Annotated in this window: 27 protein-coding genes and 1 pseudogene; 22 read left to right on the top strand and 6 right to left on the bottom strand. The window is 43.9% G+C overall.

What is annotated here, in order from left to right:
* Nucleotides 1-14: 14 nt before the first annotated feature.
* From trxA to BMX84_RS04050, 3 genes are all read left to right on the top strand, one after another.
* A complete protein-coding gene (gene trxA / locus BMX84_RS04060; RefSeq protein ID WP_091487448.1) occupies nt 15-326 on the top strand; it encodes a thioredoxin in 312 nt (103 codons plus the stop codon).
* 284 nt (nt 327-610) lie between these two features.
* Nucleotides 611-892 carry a hypothetical protein gene (locus tag BMX84_RS04055; protein ID WP_091487446.1) on the top strand — a complete coding sequence of 94 codons (282 nt, stop codon included), beginning with the start codon at nt 611-613 and terminating at the stop codon, nt 890-892.
* A gap of 207 nt (nt 893-1,099) precedes the next feature.
* The gene (locus BMX84_RS04050) at nt 1,100-2,551 is read left to right on the top strand and encodes an FAD/NAD(P)-binding protein (RefSeq protein ID WP_091487440.1); all 1,452 of its coding nucleotides are present in this window, start codon (nt 1,100-1,102) and stop codon (nt 2,549-2,551) included.
* Between the two features lie 62 nt (nt 2,552-2,613).
* On the opposite strand, the gene BMX84_RS04045 is transcribed toward BMX84_RS04050, so the two are convergent.
* Nucleotides 2,614-3,042: a DUF2507 domain-containing protein gene (locus tag BMX84_RS04045; RefSeq protein WP_091487439.1), complete on the bottom strand. Its 429-nt coding sequence runs from the start codon at nt 3,040-3,042 to the stop codon at nt 2,614-2,616.
* Between the two features lie 211 nt (nt 3,043-3,253).
* Between BMX84_RS04045 and racE the strand changes: the two genes are divergently transcribed.
* The 4 genes and pseudogenes from racE to cbpB all read left to right on the top strand — a co-directional run bounded on the left by racE (nt 3,254) and on the right by cbpB (nt 5,878).
* Complete coding sequence (gene racE / locus BMX84_RS04040) at nt 3,254-4,063, top strand: glutamate racemase (RefSeq protein WP_091487438.1); 810 nt, start codon at nt 3,254-3,256, stop codon at nt 4,061-4,063.
* A 10-nt stretch (nt 4,064-4,073) separates the two neighbouring features.
* A pseudogene (locus BMX84_RS04035) lies at nt 4,074-4,676 on the top strand (XTP/dITP diphosphatase); the annotation flags it as partial.
* 18 nt (nt 4,677-4,694) lie between these two features.
* Nucleotides 4,695-5,219, top strand: coding sequence for a metallophosphoesterase family protein (locus tag BMX84_RS04030; RefSeq protein ID WP_091487436.1), 525 nt, complete (start codon nt 4,695-4,697; stop codon nt 5,217-5,219).
* Between the two features lie 179 nt (nt 5,220-5,398).
* Nucleotides 5,399-5,878 carry a cyclic-di-AMP-binding protein CbpB gene (gene cbpB, locus BMX84_RS04025; RefSeq protein WP_091487435.1) on the top strand — a complete coding sequence of 160 codons (480 nt, stop codon included), beginning with the start codon at nt 5,399-5,401 and terminating at the stop codon, nt 5,876-5,878.
* Between the two features lie 83 nt (nt 5,879-5,961).
* On the opposite strand, the gene BMX84_RS04020 is transcribed toward cbpB, so the two are convergent.
* Nucleotides 5,962-6,843, bottom strand: coding sequence for a mechanosensitive ion channel family protein (locus BMX84_RS04020; protein WP_091487434.1), 882 nt, complete (start codon nt 6,841-6,843; stop codon nt 5,962-5,964).
* A 165-nt stretch (nt 6,844-7,008) separates the two neighbouring features.
* Here BMX84_RS04020 and BMX84_RS04015 point away from each other — a divergent pair, with 165 nt between their 5' ends.
* From BMX84_RS04015 to BMX84_RS04000, 4 genes are all read left to right on the top strand, one after another.
* On the top strand, nt 7,009-7,419 hold the full coding sequence (locus tag BMX84_RS04015; RefSeq protein WP_091487433.1) for a DUF948 domain-containing protein: 411 nt from the start codon (nt 7,009-7,011) through the stop codon (nt 7,417-7,419).
* A gap of 46 nt (nt 7,420-7,465) precedes the next feature.
* Nucleotides 7,466-7,972, top strand: a complete 507-nt coding sequence (locus BMX84_RS04010) for a YtxH domain-containing protein (RefSeq protein ID WP_091487431.1) — start codon at nt 7,466-7,468, stop codon at nt 7,970-7,972.
* 87 nt (nt 7,973-8,059) lie between these two features.
* Nucleotides 8,060-8,608 (top strand): DUF421 domain-containing protein, encoded by a 549-nt coding sequence (locus tag BMX84_RS04005; protein ID WP_091487429.1) that lies wholly within the window; start codon nt 8,060-8,062, stop codon nt 8,606-8,608.
* Complete coding sequence (locus BMX84_RS04000; RefSeq protein WP_091487428.1) at nt 8,589-9,101, top strand: DUF421 domain-containing protein; 513 nt, start codon at nt 8,589-8,591, stop codon at nt 9,099-9,101. Before BMX84_RS04005 ends, BMX84_RS04000 begins: the two co-directional genes overlap by 20 nt.
* Nucleotides 9,102-9,150: 49 nt before the next feature.
* Here BMX84_RS04000 and BMX84_RS03995 read toward each other — a convergent pair whose 3' ends face one another.
* Complete coding sequence (locus tag BMX84_RS03995; protein ID WP_091487479.1) at nt 9,151-10,251, bottom strand: M24 family metallopeptidase; 1,101 nt, start codon at nt 10,249-10,251, stop codon at nt 9,151-9,153.
* Between the two features lie 205 nt (nt 10,252-10,456).
* On the opposite strand from BMX84_RS03995, the gene ccpA reads away from it, so the two are divergent.
* Entirely contained in the window at nt 10,457-11,458 is a 1,002-nt protein-coding gene (gene ccpA / locus BMX84_RS03990; protein WP_091487426.1) for a catabolite control protein A, read from the top strand.
* A gap of 382 nt (nt 11,459-11,840) precedes the next feature.
* Here ccpA and BMX84_RS03985 read toward each other — a convergent pair whose 3' ends face one another.
* Together BMX84_RS03985 and trhO are read right to left on the bottom strand one after the other, a co-directional pair.
* Nucleotides 11,841-14,468: a transglycosylase domain-containing protein gene (locus BMX84_RS03985; RefSeq protein ID WP_091487425.1), complete on the bottom strand. Its 2,628-nt coding sequence runs from the start codon at nt 14,466-14,468 to the stop codon at nt 11,841-11,843.
* Nucleotides 14,469-14,642: 174 nt separating this feature from the next.
* Nucleotides 14,643-15,608: an oxygen-dependent tRNA uridine(34) hydroxylase TrhO gene (gene trhO / locus BMX84_RS03980; RefSeq protein ID WP_091487423.1), complete on the bottom strand. Its 966-nt coding sequence runs from the start codon at nt 15,606-15,608 to the stop codon at nt 14,643-14,645.
* A gap of 270 nt (nt 15,609-15,878) precedes the next feature.
* On the opposite strand from trhO, the gene BMX84_RS03975 reads away from it, so the two are divergent.
* The gene (locus BMX84_RS03975) at nt 15,879-17,267 is read left to right on the top strand and encodes a C40 family peptidase (protein WP_177165457.1); all 1,389 of its coding nucleotides are present in this window, start codon (nt 15,879-15,881) and stop codon (nt 17,265-17,267) included.
* 794 nt (nt 17,268-18,061) lie between these two features.
* On the opposite strand, the gene BMX84_RS03970 is transcribed toward BMX84_RS03975, so the two are convergent.
* On the bottom strand, nt 18,062-19,867 hold the full coding sequence (locus BMX84_RS03970) for a M3 family oligoendopeptidase (protein ID WP_091487420.1): 1,806 nt from the start codon (nt 19,865-19,867) through the stop codon (nt 18,062-18,064).
* A gap of 109 nt (nt 19,868-19,976) precedes the next feature.
* On the opposite strand from BMX84_RS03970, the gene BMX84_RS03965 reads away from it, so the two are divergent.
* The 9 genes from BMX84_RS03965 to BMX84_RS03925 all read left to right on the top strand — a co-directional run bounded on the left by BMX84_RS03965 (nt 19,977) and on the right by BMX84_RS03925 (nt 25,669).
* Complete coding sequence (locus BMX84_RS03965) at nt 19,977-20,498, top strand: VanZ family protein (protein WP_091487418.1); 522 nt, start codon at nt 19,977-19,979, stop codon at nt 20,496-20,498.
* Between the two features lie 144 nt (nt 20,499-20,642).
* Entirely contained in the window at nt 20,643-21,368 is a 726-nt protein-coding gene (locus tag BMX84_RS03960) for a YebC/PmpR family DNA-binding transcriptional regulator (RefSeq protein WP_091487417.1), read from the top strand.
* A 149-nt stretch (nt 21,369-21,517) separates the two neighbouring features.
* Nucleotides 21,518-22,594 (top strand): competence type IV pilus ATPase ComGA, encoded by a 1,077-nt coding sequence (gene comGA / locus BMX84_RS03955; RefSeq protein ID WP_091487415.1) that lies wholly within the window; start codon nt 21,518-21,520, stop codon nt 22,592-22,594.
* Complete coding sequence (gene comGB, locus BMX84_RS03950) at nt 22,542-23,606, top strand: competence type IV pilus assembly protein ComGB (RefSeq protein ID WP_091487414.1); 1,065 nt, start codon at nt 22,542-22,544, stop codon at nt 23,604-23,606. The genes comGA and comGB overlap by 53 nt, the downstream gene beginning before the upstream one ends.
* A gap of 15 nt (nt 23,607-23,621) precedes the next feature.
* Nucleotides 23,622-23,957 carry a competence type IV pilus major pilin ComGC gene (gene comGC / locus BMX84_RS03945; protein ID WP_091487412.1) on the top strand — a complete coding sequence of 112 codons (336 nt, stop codon included), beginning with the start codon at nt 23,622-23,624 and terminating at the stop codon, nt 23,955-23,957.
* A 15-nt stretch (nt 23,958-23,972) separates the two neighbouring features.
* The gene (gene comGD, locus BMX84_RS03940) at nt 23,973-24,425 is read left to right on the top strand and encodes a competence type IV pilus minor pilin ComGD (protein ID WP_091487410.1); all 453 of its coding nucleotides are present in this window, start codon (nt 23,973-23,975) and stop codon (nt 24,423-24,425) included.
* Nucleotides 24,412-24,735 (top strand): type II secretion system protein, encoded by a 324-nt coding sequence (locus tag BMX84_RS03935; RefSeq protein ID WP_091487408.1) that lies wholly within the window; start codon nt 24,412-24,414, stop codon nt 24,733-24,735. The genes comGD and BMX84_RS03935 overlap by 14 nt, the downstream gene beginning before the upstream one ends.
* Before the next feature lie 2 nt (nt 24,736-24,737).
* Nucleotides 24,738-25,184 (top strand): competence type IV pilus minor pilin ComGF, encoded by a 447-nt coding sequence (gene comGF / locus BMX84_RS03930; RefSeq protein WP_177165456.1) that lies wholly within the window; start codon nt 24,738-24,740, stop codon nt 25,182-25,184.
* Nucleotides 25,184-25,669 carry a hypothetical protein gene (locus BMX84_RS03925; protein ID WP_143058664.1) on the top strand — a complete coding sequence of 162 codons (486 nt, stop codon included), beginning with the start codon at nt 25,184-25,186 and terminating at the stop codon, nt 25,667-25,669. Before comGF ends, BMX84_RS03925 begins: the two co-directional genes overlap by 1 nt.
* The last annotated feature ends 254 nt before the right edge of the window (nt 25,670-25,923 follow it).

Raw genomic sequence — 25,923 nt, 5'->3', positions numbered from 1 at the left:
AGGAGGAATTTATAATGGTTAGAGAATTAACAGATAAAAACTTCGATCAAGAAACTGGATCAGGCTTAGCATTAACAGACTTCTGGGCAGCATGGTGCGGACCTTGTCGCATGCAGTCACCTGTTATCGACGAATTAAATGAAGAGTCTGACGGAAGTGTCAACTACTTCAAGATGGATGTCGATGCAAACCAGGCTACACCAAGCAAATTCGGAATCATGAGCATCCCAACATTGCTCGTAACTAAAGATGGCGAAGTCGTAGACAAGCTGATCGGTTACCACAGCAAAGAACAGATCCTTTCTAAGTTAGAACAGCATCAGTAAACAACAGTTGATTGGGAGCAAAGTTCAAACACTTTGCTCTCTTTTTTTGCTTTAAATCAAGTTAGTAAGTTGATTATCCTTACAATTATATTGTGTCTATTCTATGACTTTCCGTCATATATAACTAGTAATAACTGGAAAGGGACTATACATTTACGTTTACGTGATATAAAATGATGTTAATAATTACGGGATTCAAACACTTTTGATGTTCAGCGTGTTATAAATCCGACAGTATATATCGAATCGTCCGCCTATTCTTAACTTGCCTGGAGAGTGATGTAATGTCTCATAGTGAAGAAAACCAGTCTGTATTGACACCAGCGATTCAGTACAGATATTTGATTGAATGTAAAGACAAGACTGTGGAACTGGAAGTCGAAAACCGGGATGTTCTGCATAACGCAGATGATGAAATCGATTGTCCTCTGGATGTCGTTTTGAGAAAAAACAATTACACGTTTAATGATTTGATGTCGTGGGATGCAAGAGAAGTCAGGTTTGTCGAAGTATGCGAGGACGAAGTATACACATTGAATAGAGTTTCTTTAAATGTAAATTTATAAATCACAAGTGATTTTTCTTTTAACGAAGATCAATCACTTTTTTTATTTAGCCGGAAAAAAACGTGCCTGGAGATTTTCATCTTTTTTGACAATAGAAAATTTCAACCAAGTGGATGAGAAGTAAACGAAAACTGTTAGCATCTTTTTAATTTACATATAAATTCTGGTATGATTATAAGGACAAATGACGATCTGGAGGAGTGACGCATGCACATAGGGATTATTGGTTTAGGGGTAGCCGGCATCAGTATTTTAAAAGAGGTCGATAAACAAACCACACAGGAAATGAAAGAGCAGCTGTCTGTCACAGTCTTCTCCGAAAGCGAAGGCTTTGGGACAGGATTTCCTTATCAGCCGGACGATGATGCCTTGCTGATCAATCAGTATACTGAAACGATGAGTATCGACCTTGAAAATCAGGAGGAGTTCATTGAATGGGTGAAAAACAAGAGAAGCTTGAATGACTTGAAAAATACACATTTGCCGCGAAGCTTATTTGGAGAGTACTTATATGAAGAGACGCTGAAGCTGATCGAAAAGCTCAAGGTGGCTGTCGTGCGTGAAAAAGTTCAGGCTGTAAAAATCCTTGAAAACGGTCAGTTCACTATCACGACTGACAGAACAGAAAAACAGGTGGACAGTGCGCACCTTTGTATCGGTCATCTGGCTTATCAGGATCCTTACGACTTAAAAGGAGAAACGAATTTTATTTATAACCCCTATCCGGCAATGAAAAAGCTGTCTTTCGAGAACGAGACACCATCGATCGGGATCCTCGGGACCGGACTGACTGCCATCGATACGTATTTATATATGAAAAAGACGCATCCTAAAGCAGAACTGACTTTTCTCTCACTGGAAGGCCGGTTTTCATCTGTGAGAGGACATGAACCCGACATACACACTCATTATATCTGCCGGGAAAGCATTCAGCATCTGGTAGAAAAAGACAAAGACTCAGTATCCCTTGAACGTATCAAAGAATGGTTCCAAAAAGAAACAGACGACCATGGTATCGATCTTTCCTGGGTCTGGCAGAATCTGGGTGAAGGAACAATCGAAGGCATGCAGAAAGACTTGCAGCATAAAGAAGCATTAGGTAAGTTCCAGGCACTTATCCGCAAGTTGAGAGACTGTTATGCCCTGCTGTGGAACGCACTTCCAGATGAGGAAAAAGATGTGTTCCTGAAAGAGTTTGGACGAAAATGGTCATTCTTCAAAGCGCCCATCCCTCAGAAAACAGCCAGACTTTTAATAAATGACATCACAGAAGGGAAAGTAAAGCTGCTAAGGGATATCCGTTCGATCAAGAAAGAGAACGAACGGTTCAAAGTGGTGTTCAATGATCATAAAGTCCAGTCCTACGAGCATATAGTGAACGGCACAGGACAGCAGAAGGATCTGACCAGAAATATTCATCTCCAGCAGCCTGTAGTCAGACAGATGCTGGAAGCTGAAATACTGATGCCTTACCGTTATGGCGGAGCATTGATCGACTATCCGTCGATGTGTGCAGTCAATCAAAAAGGCGGAAGAGTTTCAGGGCTGAGAGTATACGGTCAGCTGGCATCCGGGATACAGTTTGGCAACAGCAGTGTAGAAATGGTAGCTAAAAGTGCCCAGTATGGTGTCAGGGACATGCTGAAAGATATTGATTGAACAGGAAAACCCATGCTCTGAATAGCTGCGGCAAAGGCAGTGATCAGTGCATGGGTTTCATTCTAGTCATTCAAAGATACTTTACTATCAGACTGCAGTAAAAAAGTGACCAGGGATTTTTTGGGATAGACGGCGTAGGTTGCTTCTGTGTAGTCACCGGTCACCGTCTGATAACCTTCTGCAAGAAAGCCGGCCTCCAGCGAAAAAGTGGGATCGGTCGTATGAGACAGACGATGTGTGACCAGTGGACCCGTCATGTCATAGTGCAGGGTTTTTTTGGTCGATTTTGTCTGCATCAATTCACCTGCAAAAACGGTGCCGGTCTGTTGAATGAGATCTTCCAGGGATGAAAAGGTATGAGAACGAGCCAGTTCCTTTCCGGCCCAGTACAGTATATCTGCTTCATCTTCTTTAAGTAAGTTGGGTAAAAGAGCATCTCTTAAGAGACTGATACTGTCCAAGTGGGATGTGTGTTGATTTTCAGCGTGCATAGATTCACCTCTCGCTTTTCGTCTCTAATGTATGCGCGTTTTGTCTTTCACTTTTCCAGTAGATTCTTTATAATGGAAGAGGAGACAAAAATCATACTTATTCATTTTACCTTTTTTTTAACGAGGTTTCTATAGTAAGATGTTAATTTTAGCATGATTGAGAACAATAAATTCAAATACAAGAAAGTAACTGAGATAAGGTTGTATAGATATGTTGAATAGACCAATAGGATTACTCGACTCAGGTGTAGGTGGTCTGACAGTACTGAAAGCTGTGAAAGACCGTCTGCCGAATGAGTCGTTTGTTTATATCGGAGATACCAAAAGGTGCCCGTATGGAAATCGTACAAAAGAAGAAATCATAACCTTTACGCTGGAGCTGGTCCAGTTCCTGCTGGATCAGAATGTCAAGATGATCGTTATCGCCTGCAATACGGCCACTGCTCATGCTCTGGAAATAGTGAGAAGTAAGGTAGATATCCCTGTCATAGGGGTGGTTGGGCCAGGAAGTAGAGCGGCCGTTTCCACATCAGACTCCAAGCAAATAGGTGTACTAGCTACAGTTAGTACAGTCGAATCTGGGTTCTATGAACAGTCTCTTTTAGAAAAGGATGGAGAGATAGAGGTTAAAAGCCTGGCTTGCCCCGAGTTCGTGGATATCGTAGAAGCAAATGCCTATGAATCTGCAGAAGCAAGGACGCTGGTCGAAGAAAAACTCGCTGGTTTCAAAACTCCCAAAATGGATACAGTCATTTTGGGATGTACACATTTCCCGCTGCTTGCCCCTTTTATTCAGGAGGTTTTAGGCCAGGATGTGACCTTAGTTGATTCCGGCGCATTGACCTCTTATGAAGTGGCTAAAGGTTTAGAAAAAAAAGGACTCGAAACGGCAACTGATAGTAAAGGAACGATACAGATCTTTACAACAGGATCGGAAGCCAGATTCAGGACCATTGTAGAAAACTGGCTGGAAACGGATCAGCTCGATATAAAAAGTATTTCACTGGAAAGGTTGAAATGATCGAATGGATGAACGTAAAACGATTCTTATAGCGACAAAGAATAAAGGAAAAGCGAAAGAATTTGAAGCACTATTTAATAAAAAAGGTTACAGGATCGTAACCCTGCTGGATTTTCCGGATATTGAGGATGTGGAGGAAACAGGGACGACCTTTAACGAGAATGCGCTGCTGAAGGCAGAAACGATTGCAGAAAAACTGGACACCCTGGTTCTGGCAGATGATTCAGGATTAGTCGTGGATGCTCTGTATGGTCAACCGGGCGTTTATTCTGCACGCTATGCCGGCGAAGAAAAAAATGATGCCAAAAACAATGCCAAGCTATTGAATGCACTTGCCGATAAAAATGAAAATGAGAGACAGGCACACTTTCACTGTTCGCTTGCTCTGGCACATCCCGGAAAAGAATCCTTAGTCATTGAAGGAAGACTGGACGGTGAGATCGCCGGCGTCCCTCGCGGAGAGAATGGATTCGGTTATGATCCGCTGTTTTATTTGCCTGAAAAAGGAAAGACGCTGGCGGAATGCTCCCAGGTTGAAAAAAATCAGATCAGCCATCGGGCAGATGCGTTGAAGAAGCTGGAACACCATTTGGATGACTGGCTGAATAACTAGTGGAAAGGGAGATGCAGAATGAAAATAGTAGTGGTCAGTGACAATCACGGCAATACGTATTTCATGGAAGAGATTTATATGATCCATCAGGAAGATACCGATGAATGGGTGCACTGCGGGGATTCAGAATTGATGGAAGACCATCCACTCTGGCAGACATATAAGACGGTTCTCGGCAATATGGACATCACGAATAAATTCCAATTGAGCCGTACAGAATATATCAACGGATTTCGTTATCTGCTCGTCCATGGTCATAAGCACAGCGTGAAGCGTTCATACGATAGAGTGACAGCAGAAGCCAAAGCAGCAGATGTTAAAGTGGTTTTTTACGGTCATACCCATATCCCAAAAGTCGAAACAGAAGATGGCATTACCTTTATTAATCCCGGCAGCATTGCGCAGCCCAGAAACAGAGATAAAGGGACCTATTTAGTGATGCATATCGCTGATGACCTTTCATCAGCTGAACTCAACTATTATGATCAGGATCACAATATTCTGCTCGATCTGAATACCACTGTATCATTCACTGATCAATAGCCAGGTATCCTCATTGAATTCTCATTTATTTAAAGGTCTTAACCACTATAAAGAGTAGACCTGATAAGAATGTTCAAAAGTCATCTAAGAATCTTCTCTGAAATGATGGTTTTATTTTGGAATTCAAAAGAAAAAAAGGTACAATATAAGTGAGTATAATGGGTACAAGGAGTGAAGAAATGATAGGTGAAAAGATAAAGAGACTGCTGATCGAGAGTGAGAAAACATTAGTCAAACCGGCAGAACAGGTGGCAGTCGTTGGTGTCAAGAACAGGCTCGATCATGCCCTGCTTTTACTGACGACCGACAAGTATGCTGTGGTACCTGTCTTGGATGATCAGTCAAGAATGCGTGGACTCATCTCAATGCCGACGATCATGCAGACGATTATGGACATACAGGATGTCCATTTTGAAAAATTAGGGGAAATCGAGGTCGGCGAAGTCATGGATAGGGATTATCCCTATGTATTAGAAGAATTTGAACTGGAAGATGTTCTTCATATGCTGGTCGATTATGCCTTTATCACAGTTGTTGATAGTGACGGATATTTTAAAGGAATCATCACACGCAGCGAAATACTTAAAGGGACGAATCGTATCGCCCATGAATTCGAAAAAAAATATATCATTAAGGATAAAGAAACGATTGCCCAGTAGGCAATAAAAAACCACTTCAATCGGCTTACGAATGACTGAGCTGATTGAAGTGGTTTTTTCGTATTTGTGCAGATCAACATGATTTATCCGTTCGGTAATTCTAGTGTGACGTTGGGAAGAGCGATGCCATCCTTTGTCAACGCATCCACATACTTCTCATAAAAAACATTGCGCATGCCGTATTGTGTACCGGATTTCGTATACATAATGACTTGAACAGCCAATTGTCCCGGTCCCACAGGTACAAAAGAAATTTCAGTTGGGGCAAGCGTGATCTCATCATATTCAGGAATGGCGTCACTATTCACCTGTTCCAGAACTTTCCTCACTGTTTCCAGATCAGTAGACGGATACAGTCTTATCTGGATAAGAACACGCATGTCCGCACGGGAACGGTTGCTTATGATCGTGATTTCACGGTTGGGGATAAAATGCAGTGTCCCGTCAAAATCTTTGACCTGTGTCGTTTTCAGATTTACATCTTCCACAGTCCCTGTGATCCCGCTTATCTCAACAACATCGCCAACATCGATCTGTTTTTCAAGCAGGATCATAAAACCATTCACGATATCAGCAACAAAGCCCTGAGCACCTAAAGACAAAGCTAAACCGATCACACCGGCACTGGCAAGCAGTGTCCCGACAGGAATACCGATCAGTTCCAGGATCACATAGATCAGGAAGAAGTAGAGGACGGCATTGAAAATATTTTTACTTAATTTATGAAGGGTGTTCAGTCGGTTGGGTACCGTATGCTTTTCCCTGATGTATCGGTTAAAGACTTTTTCGATCGCATAGCGGCCGATACGTCTTAATATGAAGAATATAATAACGGCTAAAATGATTTGTAGAAGTACAATAATAACTGACCAGGCAATTTCCTGCCATTCAATGGCATTCCACTTTTTCATAAATACATTTATTTGTTCATCAACATTTTCTAGAGGTTCTGGCGTCTGATCCATAATAGCTCCTTTACGATCTTCTGATTAAATAATATAGTCACTTATCATTTTAACATGATTTTAAAAAGATACAATTTAATCATAGATTCAAATCATCTCAGTTGCATTTAAATCAACTTAAGTGGTAACCTTAATTCATACAGAATATAAGAAAGAGGGATAAATATGACAGGTGGAGAAATAGCAGCATTAATTGCAGCAATAGCTTTTGCAGTACTCGTTTTAGGTCTGGTTTACGTGCTGTTCAAAGTGGCAAAAATGGTTTCCGAACTGAATACAACAGTAGAGGAAGCGAATAAAAGTTTAAGCACCATAACCAAAGATGCCGATCTTCTTCTGATCGAGGTTGAAGGATTACTTAATAAGTCGAATGTCACACTGGATGATGTGAATGGTAAACTCGGACTGACCGATCCTTTATTCAAAGCTGTGGGAGATTTAGGCGAGTCCGTTTCCAGTCTGAACCATTCGACTCGCAACTTAAGTTCTCACTTAGCGAGTGTTTCCAAGAGAGGTGCATCCATAGGTATTGCAAAAAAAGTAGGTTCGACCATGAGCAGAGATAGAAGAAAATAATAAGTCAGCTATCCATCGATAAATAAAAAAGGAGAGATGTTAAATTATGTTGATCCATAAATTAGGTAAAGTATACGAAGTAAAAGGTTTTGTTCTCGGGACATTTGTTGGTGCTGCAGTTGCCGGTTTGACTGCACTACTTCTTGCTCCAAAATCAGGTAAAGAGGTACGTGGCGACATCAAGGACCGTACTGTCAAAACAAAGGATCAGGCTAAAGATTACGTGAACAAAGCAAAAGATAAAGGCATGGAATTGAAAGATTCTGTCAGCAAAAAAACGGAAGACTATAAGAAAGATGCTTCTGCAAGTTATGAACAGTTAAGTGGTCAAGCTGAAGAAAATATGGAGAAAGCCGGAGAGAATCTGGATAAAATCAAAAAAGAAGCAAGAGAAACAGCTGAAAAAGTCAAAGGAAAAATGAATAAGGAAGAGTCTAAAAAAAATGATCCGACGGTTCCAGAAACAACGTCTCGTGCAGTAAGTGCCGAATCCCAGTTGGATACAGAAGACGACAAAACAGATGCCACTTATTTCAATCCTGACAACAAGTAAAGGAAAGACAAAAAGTGAGGGGAAGGATGCGGTTAACATCGCATCCTTTTTCATACACAAAATAGCCTGAAGAGGGGGAAGGGAAGATTGGATATCAGACAAATGAGTGAACTCTTCCTGATTGCCTTTTTCAGCTATGTCATCGTGCTGTTTTTGCTCAGGCTATCAGGCAAACGGACACTTTTGAAGATGAATGCTTTTGATTTTATCATCACGGTCTCGGTTGGTGCTGTATTCGGGAATATGCTGATCAACTATAAGGAAAATCTCTTCCAGGGGCTGTATGTCATTTTTCTGCTGCTATTGTTCCAGTTTTTCTCCAGCCTGCTTTCTTCCAGGTATACCTTCTTTGATACGTTGTTGAAGGCCAATCCGACACTGCTTTTCTATGAAGGGACGTATTATGAAGCGATCCTAAAGAAGGAACGTATCCCCAGATCGGAAGTGCTGCAAGCCATGCGTGAACAGGGCATCGGAAGGATCGAAGAAGTGGGAGCTGTGATTTTGGAAACAGACGGAACCATTTCTGTACTCCCGAAAGAAAAAAGTAAAGAGAATAATTTGGATACATTACAAGATTTGGATAAAAAAAGTAAAAAAAGAAAGAAGGATTCAGATGACGATCAGTTTGATTGAAGCCGTAAAACTCATAGCAATCAGTGTGGTAAGTTTCATTTCTATTGTCCTGATTTTACGCTCCTCAGGGAAAAGAACGTTGTCCAAGATGAATGCTTTTGATTTCATTGTGACCGTTGCTTTAGGATCGGTACTTGCAACGACCATTGTCAACTATAAAGCCTCTTTCTGGAGCGGTATATTGACCTTTGCCATGCTGGTCACCCTTCAGCATGTGGCGACCTGGTTGTCTGTCCGATATAAATCGGTGGGATCTTTGTTAAAGTCGGATCCTGCATTACTCTATTATAATGACACCTTCCAGGAACAAGCGATGAGAAAAGAACGGGTCGACAGAAATGAATTGAAGCAGGCGATAAGAAAGTCAGGGTATGTGTCTTTTGAAGGGATCTCAGCCATTATCCTGGAATCAGATGGGACACTGACTGTTATGTCAGATTCGGAAAAAAGACAACTCGAAAAAGAAGATTTTATTTTTATTGAAAAACAGTAAAAAAATCCTGCCTCAGGAAGACTTAGACGTCTTTGGGCAGGACTTTTTATTATTCTTTTATAGGAAGTTCGATCATTTCTTTTGGTGTATGAGTGAGCGGCAAGGCCCCCGACTCTGTGACATAGACACAGTCTTCAATACGGACACCGTAGTAATCCTCGATGTAAATACCGGGTTCTATCGAGAAGCACATATTTTCTTCGATCTCAAGTGCAACTCCGGGTGCGATATTAGGATATTCGTGAACAGATTTTCCTAAACCGTGTCCCAGTCGATGAGAAAAGTACTCACCATAACCGGCATCTTCGATATGCTGGCGGGCTGCCTTATCGATATCACCGGCACGTACGCCGGGCTTAATAAAGTTTTGTGCGTTCTCCTGAGCATCTTTAACGACGTTGTATATCTCTTGTGTCTTTTTATCCGCTTGGCCGTAAACGACTGTCCGGGTCATATCGCTTGTGTAGCCCTTGTAAACGACCCCTAAATCAAAAAGGACCCACTCATTTGGCTGGAGCTTGCGACTTCCTGGGTTGCCGTGCGGACTCGCAGCGTGATCACCGAATAAAACCATGGTCGGGAAACTCATCTTTTCGACCCCATATTTTTTAATCTCATATTCGATCAAGGCAACGACTTCTGCTTCGGTGATACCATTTTTAAGTGAAGACATGCCGATTTCCAGTGCTTTGTCCGCCAGTTGTCCGGCTTCTTTCATGATGTCGATTTCATATGATTGTTTGATCACTCGCAGATTCTGAATGAGCGACGTACTATTTACGAATGAGGCGGTTGAGAATACGTCTTTTAACTCATGATAACGCGAGACTACGAGCGACTCTTCGTCAACTCCGACGTGCCTGGTCTTATTTGTTTCGCCTTTTAAAGCATCTTTCAGGAGAGACCAGGGGGATACTTCATCTTTGTAGGAGAGTATCCGGTCGCATGTGGCAGCTGCTTTGGCCGACTGTTTTTCAAGTTCCGGTACGATCATCCAGACTTTGTCGGAGAACACCAGCACAGCCACTACACGTTCGTGCGGCTCGCTTTCAAAACCAGTTAAATAGGCAACGGTCAATGGTTCATCAAAATAAAGCATGTCTAACTTTTTATCGCGCATCGTCTGTTGAAGCTTCTTTATCAATGTCATGAGTAACCCTTCTTTTCTGTGATTTAGATTAAGTTTATCAGAAAAAAAGGCCATAGTATAGCTGAAGAAAGCCTTTTCTGAAAAATAGTTAGAAAATTTCATGAAAATTACATCTTATAATTGAAATTGTAAGCGGACTCTGTTATCCTATATTAAGAAGAATGCGCTCACAAAAAAATCAAATCTCTTTAGAAGGAGTTATATCATGGATAAACAAACAATAACAATTTACGATGTTGCCCGTGAAGCCGGCGTCTCTATGGCGACTGTCTCGCGTGTGGTCAATGGCAACCCGAACGTTAAACCAACAACCAGAAAGAAGGTACTAGAGGTCATCGACCGTTTGGATTATCGTCCAAACGCAGTGGCCCGTGGACTGGCAAGTAAAAAGACCACAACAGTAGGGGTCATCATCCCTGATGTTACGAATCTTTATTTCTCATCCCTTGCTCGCGGAATCGATGATATTGCAACGATGTACAAATATAATATCATCTTGGCAAACTCAGATAAGAATGAAGAAAAAGAAGTTCAGGTGTTGAATACACTGCTGGCGAAACAGGTAGATGGTGTTATCTTCATGGGTAACAAGATCACTGATGAACTGCGTGCTGAATTTTCACGCTCCCGCACACCTGTCGTGTTAGCGGGTACAGTGGATCCGGACGAACAGGTAGGCAGCGTCAACATCGATTACGAACAAGCCACAGAAGATGCCACAATGATGCTGGTCGATAATGGACATAAAAAAGTAGCGTTCATTTCTGAAAGTCACGAAGAACCGATCAATGGTATCTATCGACTGAATGGTTACAAGAAGGCTTTGGAAAAAGCGTCATTACCTTATGAAGAAGACTTGGTCTTACAGTCTGAATACACATATAAAGTAGGGGAAGCCGTTTACGAACAGCTGAATAAAGCTGGTGCAACAGCAGCCGTAGTTGCAGATGACGAATTAGCTTTAGGTGTTTTGAATGCGGCACTTGATCGTGGCGTAAGCGTACCTGAGGACTTTGAAATCATCACATCGAACAACTCCAAGCTGACTGCGATGTCCAGACCGAGACTGACCACAGTGGAACAGCCGCTTTATGATATCGGTGCAGTAGCCATGCGTCTGTTGACGAAGCTGATGAATAAAGAAGAAACAGAGGAAAAAACGATCACATTACCTTATACGATCGGTTCAAAAGGAACAACGAAGTAAAAAGTTGATGAGAAGAGGCCGGGGAAACCCGGCCTCTTTTGCTATGTAAAGGTCCCAAAAAAATACGAGCAGCTGCAGGTTCCTCGATGATGTCAGTGGAGAACCAAACTGTTATTGAGACAACTTCATGAGCATATTTGTGAGGAACTGGTCGCTAAAGTTCTATTGAGACTAGTTCCTGAGAAAATTGTTGAGGAACTGGTCACTAATCAAACTTTAGCAGTACTTTGATTAAGGCTCAGTTTAACAAGTTATGGAATCATGCTTACAACATATCCACAGGAGTTGGATTAAAAAATAATAGGACGCTGCCAAAATAATGATCTATATAAAAAAGAGACTGGGGGAATGGTACCCCCAGTCTCTTTTAACATCTTATATCTTATTCTTCAGATTCTTCTGAATCACTAGTGTCTTCATCAGATGAGTCATCCGATTCCGGTTCAGGTTCCTGATTCTCTTCCTCTTCAGGTTCCGGTTCGGAATCAGCTTCTTCTTCTGGTTCGCTTTGTGGATCTTGTTCTGCTTCGGGTTCCGATTCTTCTTCTGAATCGTTGTTATCTTCGGATTCTTCATTGTCAGACTCATCTTCATCTTCGGACTCTTCTGAAGGGCGTCTGCCTCCCCAGAATTGTGCCAGCTCTTCATCTGTAGCTCCGATAGCGAAGTCATAGACAGTCGGTCCAGGAATATTATCTTTTTTGAACACTTCAGTATGAGTTGGCCCAGAGAAATTAAAAGTGCTGCCTCCTGGCGTTTCTACGGTTCCGGACTTCATTCCGGTAGCCTGGATAACTGATTCATCAGTCACGCTGGACGGACGAGGGAATTCTTCGCCGACCCCGAAAATATCAGGATTCACTTCATAAACGGCACTCATCAGTTCAGCCCAGAAATTACGGTTACGGCGGCTTGGATGGATACCAAAGTCGTCACCCAAGCGGAAATTATCATTACCATAGCCGATCCACGTCCCAAACGTGATGCGGGGTGTACTAGCGGCATACCAGATATCTTTGCGATCCTGTGTCGTACCGGTTTTTGAAATCCAGTCTGCTTCAAAAGGAAGGTTATCCATGGTTCCACGAGCAGTCCCTTGAACGTGTATATTTCTCATCATATCGACGAGAAGATAGTTTGAATCCTCTCCCCAGACACGGGTTTCTTCATGTTTGTGTTCGTACACTGTTTCTCCGTTACTATCCTCGATACGTTCAATGATATAGGCATCTGCATGGACACCGTTGTTTCCTATCGTGGAGAAAGCACTCATTAAGTCAACGGGAGGAATACCTTCAGTTAAACCCCCAAGAGCAGTAGAAGCATTATCAAACTCGCTGCTTGGAATCATTGCCTCGGAAATTCCCATGCGTCGGATATATTTTTCGGAGACATGGTCATCTTTCATCTCCATGAAGATCTTCGCAGCAGGTATATTTTGAGATATTGTGATTGCTTTTTCAGCTGTCATCCATTCATTCGTTATGCGTGTCGCATTGGTTATAGGATGACCGACATAATCGCCCACATCTGAGTCCCAGGTTGGAACTTCATAAGGGGTATCCGGAATAATCGTAGCTGGTGTGATGATATCATTTTCAAGCGCCGGACCATAAACAGCTAAAGGTTTAAAGACGGAACCTGGGCTACGGTTACTTTTAAAAGCATAGTTGTACTGTTCTGTAGTGTAATCAGCACCGCCGATAAATCCGATGACACGTCCTGTTCTGTTATCGATCATAGCACCCGAGGTATTGATAGGCACTTCGACTTCGTGTGTTTCACCTTCGTCATCTTCATACGTATAGTAACGTGGGGCTCCCAGCTGATCTTTGTATTCAGCAGTAACACGTTCAAGGGTGTCATGGATTTCTTTGTCGACAGTAGTGTGGACCTTGTAGCCCTGGTTTTCAAGAGCGTATTTTGCGCGTTCATTGTATTCCTCGACTAATTCAGGATTTTCCTCGAGCATTTCATCCGTGACTTCTTCAGCCTGCATGAAGTGTTCTGAAAGTATTTCCAGAGAGCGTTCGAGCGCGATATCATATACGTAGGTATTATCGTCATAATCCATGTTTTCCTGATTGATAAAGTCCTGAGTGATATCGTAGGCGCGAGCTTCTTCATATTCTTCTTGGGTGATATGACCTTCACGGTACATACGGAACAAGACTTCATGCTGGCGTGAAATACTTAAGTCGTGGCTTTCCTTTATCTGTCCGTAATTTGTATAAGGAGTGAAGACGATGGGGCGCTGTGGCAATCCGGCTATGAAGGCGGCCTGAGGAAGCGATACGTCGCTTGCTGAGACGCCAAATATGCCTTGTGCAGCTTCTTCGACCCCTGCAATGTTCTGTCCTTTATTGTTACGCCCAAAAGGGGAAACGTTAAGATAAGCTTCCAGTATTTGATCTTTGTCTATTTCATTTTCCAGATGATAAGCAAGCAGGATCTCGTTTGCCTTACGCTCATGCGTGACTTCTGGAGACAGGATCTGCTGTTTGATCAGCTGCTGCGTTAAAGTAGATCCACCGGTTGTTGCTCCGGAATCAGAAAGTTCCTGAACTAAAGCACGGGCCACCGCTTTGGGCACCACGCCTTCATGTTCGAAGAAGTATTCATCTTCAGTTGAGACAACAGCATTGATCAGCAGATCTGAAACCTGGTCAAGTGGGATTGGTGTACGCAGCAAATCTGAGCGTACATCACTGATCAGACTACCATCTGCATAATACATACTTGATTTACGTGTGTAGTCTTGTATCTGGCTGACCATTTCCTCACGTTTCGGGATCTCTGACCCGTGAACAAGAGAGGCAAAATATCCGACTGCTGTTCCTGCTCCGAGAGAGCCGGCAACGAGCAAAATAATAATGAGTAAAATGACTAAAGCTTTAACGACACGGTAAAAGATATCGAAGTAATAGACAACGGATTCAAAACGCGATGACTGTTCAGTTTCTGTGGTTTCTTCCGACTGTTTTTGTTCTTCATTTTCAGATCGTTTCATTATAGGCTCCTTATTTAGTTTATATAGTGATATGACTTGGTATATTATAGCAAAATCAGAGGAAAAATAAAACGAAAGGCAGGGTATTCCTGTAACTAATTCGGTTATGTGACGGAATTGTTAAGGCAGTATAGAAAGTCCCTCTGCCTTGTAACAGTGCAGAGGGGATGGAAACTATACTTTTTCAGGAAGACTTTCACCGATAGCTTCGAGACGCTTTTCTACCTCTTCACAGCTCAACTGATGTTCTTCAACATAACGGTTGTTGGGGTGTACACGACAGTCATGCGTACAGCCTCGCAGATATTTATGTTCATTTTCTTCTGACATAATGACCTGACGGTTGCATTCAGGATTCGCACAGTTCACGTAACGTTCACATGGCTCACCATCAAACCAGTCTCTGGCAATGACTTTTTTGTCTACTTTATTGATGTCTACGCTGATGCGTTCATCAAAGACATACATTTTACCGTCCCATTTTTCTCCTTGTGTCTGAGGGTCGGTACCATAGTGGTGAATACCGCCATGCAGCTGCCCCACATCTTCAAAACCTTCTTTCATCAGCCAGCCCGTCAGTTTTTCACAGCGGATCCCGCCGGTACAGTAGGTGACGATGCGTTTGTCCATGAATTTCTCTTTGTTCTCTTTGATCCATTCAGGCAGTTCTCTGAATGAACGGATATCAGGGCGAATGGCTCCTCTAAAGTGTCCCAGATCGTATTCATAATCGTTACGGGCATCCAGAACGATAGTGTTCTCATCTTCCAGTGCTTCTTTCCATTCGACCGGATCTAAGAATTTACCGGTCAGCTCGCTGGCATCGTGGTCTTCTTCGCCCAGTTTCAATGAAACGATTTCGGGACGGTAGCGCACATGCATTTTTTTGAATGCATGGCCATCGGCTTCATCGATTTTAAAATAAATGTCACTGAAGCGTTCATCAGAACGAACGGCTTCCATGTAACGGTCTGTCTGTTCGATCGTACCGGAACAGGTGCCGTTCAAGCCTTCTTCGGACACGAGAATGCGTCCTTTCAGTCCGATGTCCTGACACAGTTTCATATGTTCATCTCTGAATCTTTCGGGGTCTTCAATGTGTACATATTTGTAATACAGTAATACGCGGTAGTCACTCATGATTATTTCCTCCTAGAATACAGTTCAATACACAAAAATAATAAGTGTAATCACTAAAAAGTATAGGTGTTGGAGCGCCAAATTGCAAGTATTCGGTACTTTCTGACTTGTGAAAGATGTCTAAGTGACATGGAAGTGTAATCTTATTGAAACCAGCTTATTATTCGCAAGTGTTATACTTAACCATAGTTAAGAAAAAACATGCTCAGTACTAATGGGATATATACTTTTTGCCCATCTAAATTCACCCAAATATGGAGGGAATGTCCGTTGATCAAGAAATTAATTATATCTGCATTCACAAGTACGTTGTTATTGAGTTCACTTGCACTCACACCTGAAGTTTTTGCGAACGAATACGATGAAGCCATTCAGGAAAATGTTAAAAAAATAGAAGAAACTGAAAACAAGGTACATAACTTGGAAGATACGATCGATTCTTTGCAAGTTGACGTTCAAGCTACAAAAGACGAATTGAATACGATAAATAATGAAATTTCAGAAAACGAAGAACGAATCACAGAGGTTGTAGAAAAACTGGAAGCAGCCCATAAGGAAATGAAAGCTCTGCAGGAAGAGGTTGCTGAGCTCGAAATCGTTATTGAAAAACGTAACGAGCAGCTTGAGAAACAGGCAAGAAAGATCCAGGTAGATGGTCAGACAGTTAATTTCATCGAATTCATCATCGACGCTGAATCCTTAAGTGATATCCTGGGACGTATCGATGTCGTTGCCAACCTTGTCGACACGAACCGTAAACTGGTAGAAGCACAGGTGAGAGACCAGCAGGCAGTCATTGAAAAACAGGATCACACTGAAGAAACGATCGTCCAACAGAATGCCCTAGCCGCTGAACTGGAAGGCATGTCAGAAGAGCTGGAGCAGCAGCGTCTGGAAAAAGAAGTGCTGGTTGCCCAGCTTGCTGCTGAAAGAGCAACAGCTCAAGCAGACCGGGACCGCTTCTTGTCTGAAAAAGCCGAAGCTGAAAAAGCAGTAGTGTCGCTGGTCGCTGCCAGAGAAGAAGCAGCCCAAGCCGCTCGCGCAGCAGAAGAGAGAAGACGTGCCGAAGCAGAAGCAGAAGTCTCCGTTTCTTCATCTGATGAAAGCGAACTGGCTGATAGTTCTACCGTCAATGTTTCTCAGTCAGTTTCCAGTGAATCAGCCAATGCCAGTACATCAGTCAGCAGTGAGGAACCCACTTCTTCTAGTGCAGCAAATACAGAGGAACAGCCGGTTCAAGAAACAAGCAAGCCAAAACCTGATCCGAAACCGACTCCAGCACCAGCTCCATCGAGTGGTGGCGTGACCTGGGGACAGATCAGCTCCTATGCCAACGGTGTATTAGGAACCCCTTATTTATATGGTGGATCAACGACCGCTGCATTTGACTGCTCAGGTTTTACGAGCTATGTCTTTAGGCAAGTCGGAGTCAGTCTGCCACGCTCCGCAGCCGGTCAGTACGCGTCTTCACAGAAGGTATCGAATCCGCGTCCAGGAGATCTGGTATTCTTTTCTGAAAACGGCTCACGTGTGAGTCACGTAGGGATCTACGTCGGTAACGGCCAATTCATCGGATCTCAGTCAAGCACGGGTGTGGCTTATACTCAAGTCAATTCGAATTACTGGGGACGTCGTTTCGTCGGATACGGTAGATATTAAAAAAGTATAATAGGATGAAAAGCCCTGATGACAAAACTGAGAAGTTGTTGTCATCAGGGCTTTTTTGTATTTAAAGAAGGAAGATTCTCGTCCGCTGACGAGAATCGACTATACGGAAGGGCAGTAAGAAAAAAAGGTCGAAGGATGTGAACAGATCCTTGAATTCAGGATAAGAGAGGTGCAGGTAAAGGACCATTCTCACTAGGACTTGTCGACACAATACCATTCTCACTTTTTCAGGCAAATATTCCTGGGCTTACAAGGTGCAGAGTTTTGATTCGATTTAGTCGTACTATGAGTTAAGCTGAGTGAGTCGAATGCAGCCTTTAATGGACGTGCTCAGATCAGAAAAAATTTGAGCGGTGTGAATAGAGGGCACAATAGACGTACTCAATTCAGATTCCGCTTGAGTACTGTCAATGACGTGTGCATTCGACGTGCTGAGCGTAAAATCAGTCTGAGCAGTGTTAATGAAGAAGGAATAAGCCGCACCCAAATGCTTAGAAGCAGCGGGTACGTTCAATGATGGGGACATTGGACGTACTCGGCCCCGTTTTAATCCGGGCAAGCTTAATGAAGGCCACATTGAGCTTATTCAAGTAACAACGACTGTTCAGCACGCTCAATGCCGGTCTGATAGACAGTACTCGGCTGAAGATGTACACTGAGTGAGCTCAATCAGCCTATTTTCAGGAAATCAACTGATAGATAAAACAAAAAGGAGCAGCGATCACCCTGTGAAAGGATGTGCTGCTCCTTTTTGAATTAGTCTATTCACTGATTTCGATTTACCTTTAAATGCGGTCTGCAGTCAATGCAAGGTACTCATCGATATCCGTTAAGATCTCATCGATTGCTGACTGCCAGAAATCAGGCTGGGTCAGGTCGACTGCCAAGTGTTTTTCAGCAAGTTCTTCCGTCGTCATGCTGGCCGTATCTCTCAGCAGGTTTCGGTAGTCGTCAGAGAAGGACTGGCCTTCCTGTTTGGCTTTGGAATAGATCCCCAGACTGAACAGAAAACCGAATGTGTATGGGAAGTTGTAGAAGGAGATCCCTGTGATATAAAAATGCAGTTTGCTTGCCCAGAACGTTGGATGGTAAGTGTCCAGCGAATCCAGGAAGGCTTCTTTCTGTGCCTCTTCCATAATGGTGCTCAATTCCTCTTCGTTGACGAGACCGTTTTGACGGGCTTCGTAAAAACGTTTTTCGAAAAGGAAACGGCTGTGGATATTCATGAACATGATCGCCGCACGTGAGATCTTGCTGTCCAGGAGGGCGATTTTTTCTTCTTCAGAGGCAGCAGCTTCGACCGTGGCATCAGATATCAGCATTTCTGCAAAAGTCGAGGCGGTTTCGGCTACATTCATGGCATAGCTGCGGTTCAATGCCGGCAAATCACGCATGACATGGCTGTGATAAGCATGACCTAATTCGTGAGCCAGTGTCGACACATTGTTGGCACTGCCTGAAAACGTCATGAAAATACGGGATTGTTTGCTCTCCGGCAGGTTGGAGCAGTAAGCCCCAGGGCGCTTGCCTTCTTTGTCTTCGGCTTCGACCCAGCCTTCGTCAAAGGCACGCTGCGCCATGTCCTGCATCTCCTGGCTGAATGTCCCAAAGTGAGTCGTCACAAAGTTCTGTGCTTCTTCAAACGAATATGTTTTAGGCTCGTAATCACCAACGGAAACAGGGGCTGTGACGTCTGCCCAGTTAAGCTTGTCTTTGCCCATTAAAGCTGCCTTGCGGTTCAGGAATTCGACAACTTTCGGCTTGTTGTCTGTGATCGTGTCCCACATGGTATTCAGTGTCTCTTCTTTCATGCGGTTGTATTCGAGCGGCGGGTTCAAAAAGTCTTTCTCATCTCTCAGATCATAAGTCTGAAGTCTGAAACCGGCCAAATGGTTGAGCGTATCGGAAAACAGCGGCGCTTTTTCCTTCCAGGCGATCTCCCAGTCTTTCAAAAGACGAGCTCTGACGGCAGGATCTTCAGAACCTGTCAGCTTATTGGCTGCCTGTCCAGCTGACAGGTAAGTGATTTTGCCGTCTTCTTCAAACGGCACATTGACACTGTTGACGATGGTCTGGTACATGTTACCGAACCCATTCAACCCGTCAAGAGACAGTTTTTGAATGATTTTCTCTTCTTTTTCAGATAATAACTTCTGACCTTTTTCTCTTTTCTCCTGCAGCGGAAAAGCACTCTGTTTAAATGGTTCGGTCGCGACTAAAGTTTCCCATTCGTTTTCCGGTACATCTTTCAGTTTTTTCATGAAGAGGGTTTCCACTTCACTCATCTGACTGGCGACGGTACTGAGCTGATTCACGACTTTTGCTGCCTGAAGATCTTTAGTATTGGCTGAAAACAGACCGCGGGCAAAGGTCCCGGCTTCAGACAGGCCGTTCCCGATCGTTTCTCTTTTTTTCAGGAACGAGGCCAGTTCGTTGAATTCCGGATGGTCCTTGGAAGGCTGCCATTCACTGATTTGAGTCAACGTTTCCTTGATCAGTGTGTCAAGCTCTTTAATACGAGACTGTAAAGCCTCGGAGTGACTTCCCCCTGAAAATACGCTGTCCATATTCCAATTCTGTGATGCTGTCATTAAATATCTCTCCCCTTAAATTAGACTGATTTTATTGTATCGTTTTTTTCTTTCCATATCCAGACACATCAGTTAGAATAGAGTTATTGACTGAATGAGGTGTGTTGGAATGAATAGAAAAGTAAAACCGATCGATAATATATATCTGCTGCTTGCTTTTGGTATGATGGCTTTACTGTTTTACAGCTCTTCCATGGGGTATGAAGACCAGAATGTGCAGCCTTTGCTTCATCAGTGGCTTGAGGGCGAACCTTTGAGAGGTCTTTTGGAACGGGTCGAATTCATGTATGCCGGCAGTGAAGTCAGCATTGCGTCACAAGGTTACATAGGATTTATAGAATTCTTCATCAGAAAAGGGGCGCACTTTGTCTCTTACTTCCTGCTGGGTTTATTCTGGTTTTTAGGCCTGAGAAACCGGGTGGCTCAACCGTGGCTCACGTTTTTAGTGGCCCTGCTGCTTTCGGTCGGCTATGCCTCCTTTGATGAACTGAGACAAGCCTTCCATCCGAACCGTACGGCGCTAATGGAAGACGTGATGCTGGATACCGCCGGCGCTCTTGTTGGTGTGGCTATAGCACTTCTTGCCAAGCCCAAAGGAAGAAGACGACAGAAACTGCGGTTCAGATCCTGATACTCACTGGAAGAAAAAACGTATAAAGGATAAGGAGTGGGTTGTAAGCGAAATCACTCTTTTTCTGTGCGGTTGATATAGCTGGAAATTTTGGTATAATAACAAAGGAAAAACGTAAATCAAATTCAGGAAAGAGGAATTGTGATGGCAGGACATTCAAAGTGGAATAATATCAAGCAGCGTAAAGGGGCACAAGATGCCAAGCGCGGAAAGATATTCCAGAAATTATCTAAAGAAATATACAAAGCAGCAAAAGACGGCGGAGCGGATCCGGAAATGAACGCATCTCTGCGCCTGGCTGTGGACAAAGCAAAATCGAACAACATGCCCAACGATAATATCGACCGTGCAATCAAACGTGCGACCGATGCCGGTCAGGGTGACAACTACGATGAAGTGATTTATGAAGGCTATGGACCTAACGGGATCGCCGTACTCGTGCATGCTTTGACGGATAACCAGAACCGTTCAAGCACCAATGTGAGAGTGGCTTTTGACCGTAACGGCGGTTCTTTGGGCGAAAAAGGCTCCGTGAGCTACATGTTCGACCGTAAAGGCTACATTGCGATCGACCGCGAAGGTCTGGATGTGGACGAAGACACGATGCTGATGGAAGTGCTTGAAGCCGGTGGCGAAGAACTGGAAACCAGTGACGAAGTTTTTGAGATCTATACGGAAGCCTCAGATTTTACAGCGGTTAGAGATGCACTGAAAGAAGCAGGCTTCACACTGGATCAGGCAGAACTGACCATGATCCCGCAGACGACTTTACCGGTGCCTGCCGATAAGGAAGAAACATTTGAGAACCTGATCGATGCGCTGGAAGACGACGATGATGTCAGCGAAGTCTACCATAATGCAGAAGTTTAACCGATAATCAGGAAGAAAACGTAATAGATGAGACCAAGACCTTGAGTAGGTGGAAAAAAATTCCATTTATTTGAGGTTTTTTTCGTGAGCAATAAAATAAATGGACAATATATAAGGTAGGACAAATAAATTATGAAAGGGAGGATGTGATGGACACCGAAGCCTTTGCCGGCCATCTGCTCACGATGGCTGATTCTTACCGGACCAGCGATATCCATATACTGCCGGAACAGAAGCACTATGACGTATACTTTCGTCTGAACGGTCAGATGGAAAAACAGTACTATCTGGACCGGGAAGAAGGGACCCGGCTCATCTCTTATTTTAAGTTTCTGTCGAATATGGACGTGGGGGAAAGACGTCGCCCGCAGAGCGGCAGTACGACATTTCAGCTGAGTGAGAAAGCCATCGACTGCAGGTTTTCTACGATCAGTAACTACCAGTCGCAGGAATCACTGGTCATCCGTCTGCTTAAGCAGAAAGAGGAGGATTCACTCGTTCCGGGGACATTCTTCTCTCAGGAATGGGAGAAACTGGAGCGGCTGGTTCAGGCGAAATCGGGTCTGCTGCTGTTTTCTGGGCCAGTGGATTCAGGCAAGACCACGACCATGTATCATCTGATCAAGAACCGCATGCAGGGAGAGAAACAGCAGGTCATCACCGTGGAAGACCCGGTGGAGATAGAAGAAAGAAGCTTTCTGCAGACTCAAGTGAATGAAACAGCCGGAGTCACCTACGAGCATCTTTTAAAATCGAGTCTCAGGCATCATCCGGATGTCATCATCGTTGGAGAAATCCGGGATGAAGAAACAGCCCGAATGGTGATACGCGGGGCACTGACCGGTCATCTCCTCGTTGCTTCGATCCATGCTAAAAATGCCAGAGGCGTCATTTCAAGGATGCAGGAACTGGGCGTCGGGCTGCCACTGCTCAAACAGACCCTGATCGGCGTCGCTTTTCAGACTTTGCTGCCGCTTTACTGTCCGTTGTGTGGGATGAATTGCCAGACCTACTGTTCGCATCACGCCAGAGGGAAAAAACGGCTGGCTCTGTTTGAAGTGATGACGGCGGAAGAAATGGGTGCTGTGCTGGGCGACAGTGCGGTGGGAGAATCATTATCTAATGCATCAGGCAGCCGGGAATTCAATCATTTACTGGAAAAGGTGTATGTGAATGGCTATATCACTGAAAAAACCTACCACCGCTACTTTATTTCGAACGCATAAAGAAACATTGCGTCAGGGACGTTTCCTAAAACGCTGCGGCCAGCTGCTTCTGGACGGTTTTTCACTGCAGGAAGCGCTGGTATTTCTGGAGACCATCGTGGACAGCGACTCCAGACAGATGATCGAAGTCGTTCACAAGGAAGTCAGCCGCGGCGAACTTTTTTCTGCGGCGTTAAAGGAGGCCGGCTTTTCAGATGTCGTGTGTGCTCAGCTGTATTTCTCCCTTTTTCATGGTCAGCTTGCCCAGACAGCAGTGAAAGCGGGCAGTCAGCTGCTGAAACAGGCGGAAAAGAAGCGGAAAATGCAAGCCCTTTTGCAGTATCCTGTTGTTCTCCTGTTTTTTGTCATGATCATGCTGCTGGCGATGCGGTTCGTCCTCCTGCCGCATATCCATGAATTGACTGCACTTCAGCCAGAGCAGCTGGATATCGGCACGCGTCTGGTGGTTGCGGGCGTTTATCATGCGCCTGTGATCCTGGCCGGAGGGAGCCTTGTCTTTCTGCTCATCCTGCTGCTGTTGATTAATAAGGGAAGAAAACTGACACCGATGAACCGTCTGCAGTGGCTGACCAGATGGACGCGGTCATCACTGTTCACCTTGTACTGGAGCCAGTTTTTCTCCAATGAATGGGGGTTTCTCCTGAAAGGTAACAGTAGTCTCCTGGAAGTCGTCACGATCATGAAAAAGAATACCTTGTCTCCTTTGATCACTGAAGTAGGAGAATATATCGAAATGGAAATGAAACAGGGAAAGTCCTTTCATGACAGTCTCCAGGAACTGGCATTTTTGAAAAAAGAAGTCATCCTGGTGGTCAGACAGGGAGAGAAGTCGGGGCACTTGGGACAGGAACTGGAAATGTATGCAAGAGAATGCGAGGAGGAATTTGATAAACAGATCGAACAGGTGATGAACTGGGTCCAGCCAGTCATCTTTATATTCGTGGCGCTGGTGATCGTGGCGATCTATGCGGCTTTGCTGCTGCCGACTTTCAATGCGCTGCAGACATTTTAGGGAAAGAGGGAAAAAATGAAAAACTTAAATGCATGGATAAAACGGGAAGAAGGCTTTACATTAATTGAAATGTCACTGGTGCTGTTCATCATCTCAGCCCTGCTCCTGCTTTTTGTACCGAACCTGTCCGGAAGACAGACCGATGCCGCCGATACTGGAGATGAAGCCATAGCCAGTGTACTCCAGTCCCAGGTGGATATGTACAAGATGGATAAGAATGAAGCTCCAGACTCGTTCGGGACTATGAAAACAGCAAACTATCTCACTGATAAACAACTGACAAAAGCAACTGAAGGGTTTGATTTAGTTAATGGCGTCGTCAAAGCCAAGACAGAAACCAGTCTACCCTGACTAAGGAGTTAATGCATGTTTGCAACACTTAAAAAAGACGATGGTTTCACACTCATAGAAGTTGTGCTTGTCTTATCGATCGTTTCAATGCTGGCGACCTTTCCAGTCATGCACTTTGCCCAGCTGAAAAAAGAAACGGAAACCCAGCTGTTCTTTGAAGCTCTGCGTTCGGGGATCACACAGATCCAGACCGAAGCGGTCATCAATGATCACTGGACGAACATGGAGGTGCGGCCGACCAACCGGCTGATACGGTTCCGAGTCACGGGGAAAGAAAACAGTGATCATCCGGCCAATCATATCCTGTATTTACCTGAGTCCATCTCTTTATACGGAACATCAAAAGAATACCAGTTTTCACGAAGTTCAGGCAATCTCGGTAATATCAACGAACTGAATTTCAATACTATTCACGGAAGAGTGACCGTGAGTTTTCAGATGGGGAGTGGACGGTTTGTCATTGAATGAAAAAGATTCCGGTTTTATCATGCTTGAAAGTCTCGTAAGCATCAGTATACTGGCTTTTTTTATCGGGATCGTCTTTCCGTTTGCCATGGAGCTGCTGGTGATAAGGGAGCAGACAAAAACTGACGTTGAACTGAACCGGTTCTTATACGAAAGTGCTTTGTTTTACGATAAGGATGATCTGAAGAGCCGTCAGTTCTTATCCGGTGATGTAAAAGCGCACAGCTTTGAAACAGACAGCAGTATTCATATTTATATCGAAGAAGATCGAGTCAGGGAGATCGATTTCATAGCCGCAGAGTGGAATCCATGAGAATGCCGAGAGACGACGGTTTTTCACTACTGGAAGTCATCATCACTCTAAGTATACTGAGCAGTTGTGTGCTTTTGTTTTCCTTTGCCATTTCACAGATCCAGACGACACGGAGCCAGATAAAGGATGAACGGCAGATCGAATGGCATCTGTTTATCAATCAGCTGGAATATGAACTCCAAGACAGTGGAAACGTCACAGCCAGCAGGAACAAAGTGAGTTTCGATATTTATGACCCAGAAGATCAGCGGATTAAGACGGTCTCATATGAGCGTTATTTTCAGATCATCCGGAGACAGGTAGGGTCGCTTGGTCATCAGCCGATCCTGCTGGAAGTGTCAGCTGCCGAGTTCTCATTGCTTGAAGAGACCTTAACGATCCAGGTCGAATGTAATAACGGTGAAGAGTACAGCGCCAAATTTCGTGTGAATGAAAAGGACAGTGGATGATGCCGATAAAAAGATATATGAGTGAAGAAGGCAGTCTGCTGCTGTCGACCTTTCACTTACTGTTGTTCATCTCGTTTCTGATCTTATCAGTGACAGGGGTCGTCTACAACCAGCTGATGCAGCTGCAGCAAATCAGTCAGTCGTATGAGGCAAAAGCACTGATCGAAGTGAGTGAGTCAATGCTCAAAGACAGACTTGTATGGGAAGATGTGGAGACAGCCACCCTTTATTTCAGTCAGGGGCACGTGGAGATCTTGAAAGAGACGGACGCAGAGTATTCACTCGTAGCCTATTTAAATAATCGCTATACGAGCCGGCAGAGGTTCATCGTCGAGCCGGACCCCACTCTGGAGGAAATACTGATCATTCAAGGAGATCCGGATCCAGCTGATGTACCATTGGCTGATGAAAACAGCAGTACGGGAGGGACAGGGGAATCGAGTGGAGGGGTGGAAGAAAAAGAGACATTAACGGGAAACGAATGATTTGTACCTGTCAATAACTATCAAAAGGATTGTAATAAATAAGTATCACGAAAAAGAGTTTGATTTTTCAAAAAATAAACTGGACAGCCTAAAGAGCATTTCTGAAGATAGACGTATAAGTCTTAACAGAATGCTCTTTCTTAATAACCAGACAATGGACATACATACCGGTACGCGTTTATTTTTCGGCCCTACTTTGCTATAATAAAAAAGGAGTGTTCATATAGATATGAACAGAGTGGAATTCAAATTAG

Origin of the sequence: Alkalibacterium putridalgicola (assembly GCF_900109825.1) — a bacterium.
Lineage (GTDB): Bacteria > Bacillota > Bacilli > Lactobacillales > Carnobacteriaceae_A > Alkalibacterium > Alkalibacterium putridalgicola.
This window is presented reverse-complemented; position numbering and strand designations above follow the sequence as displayed.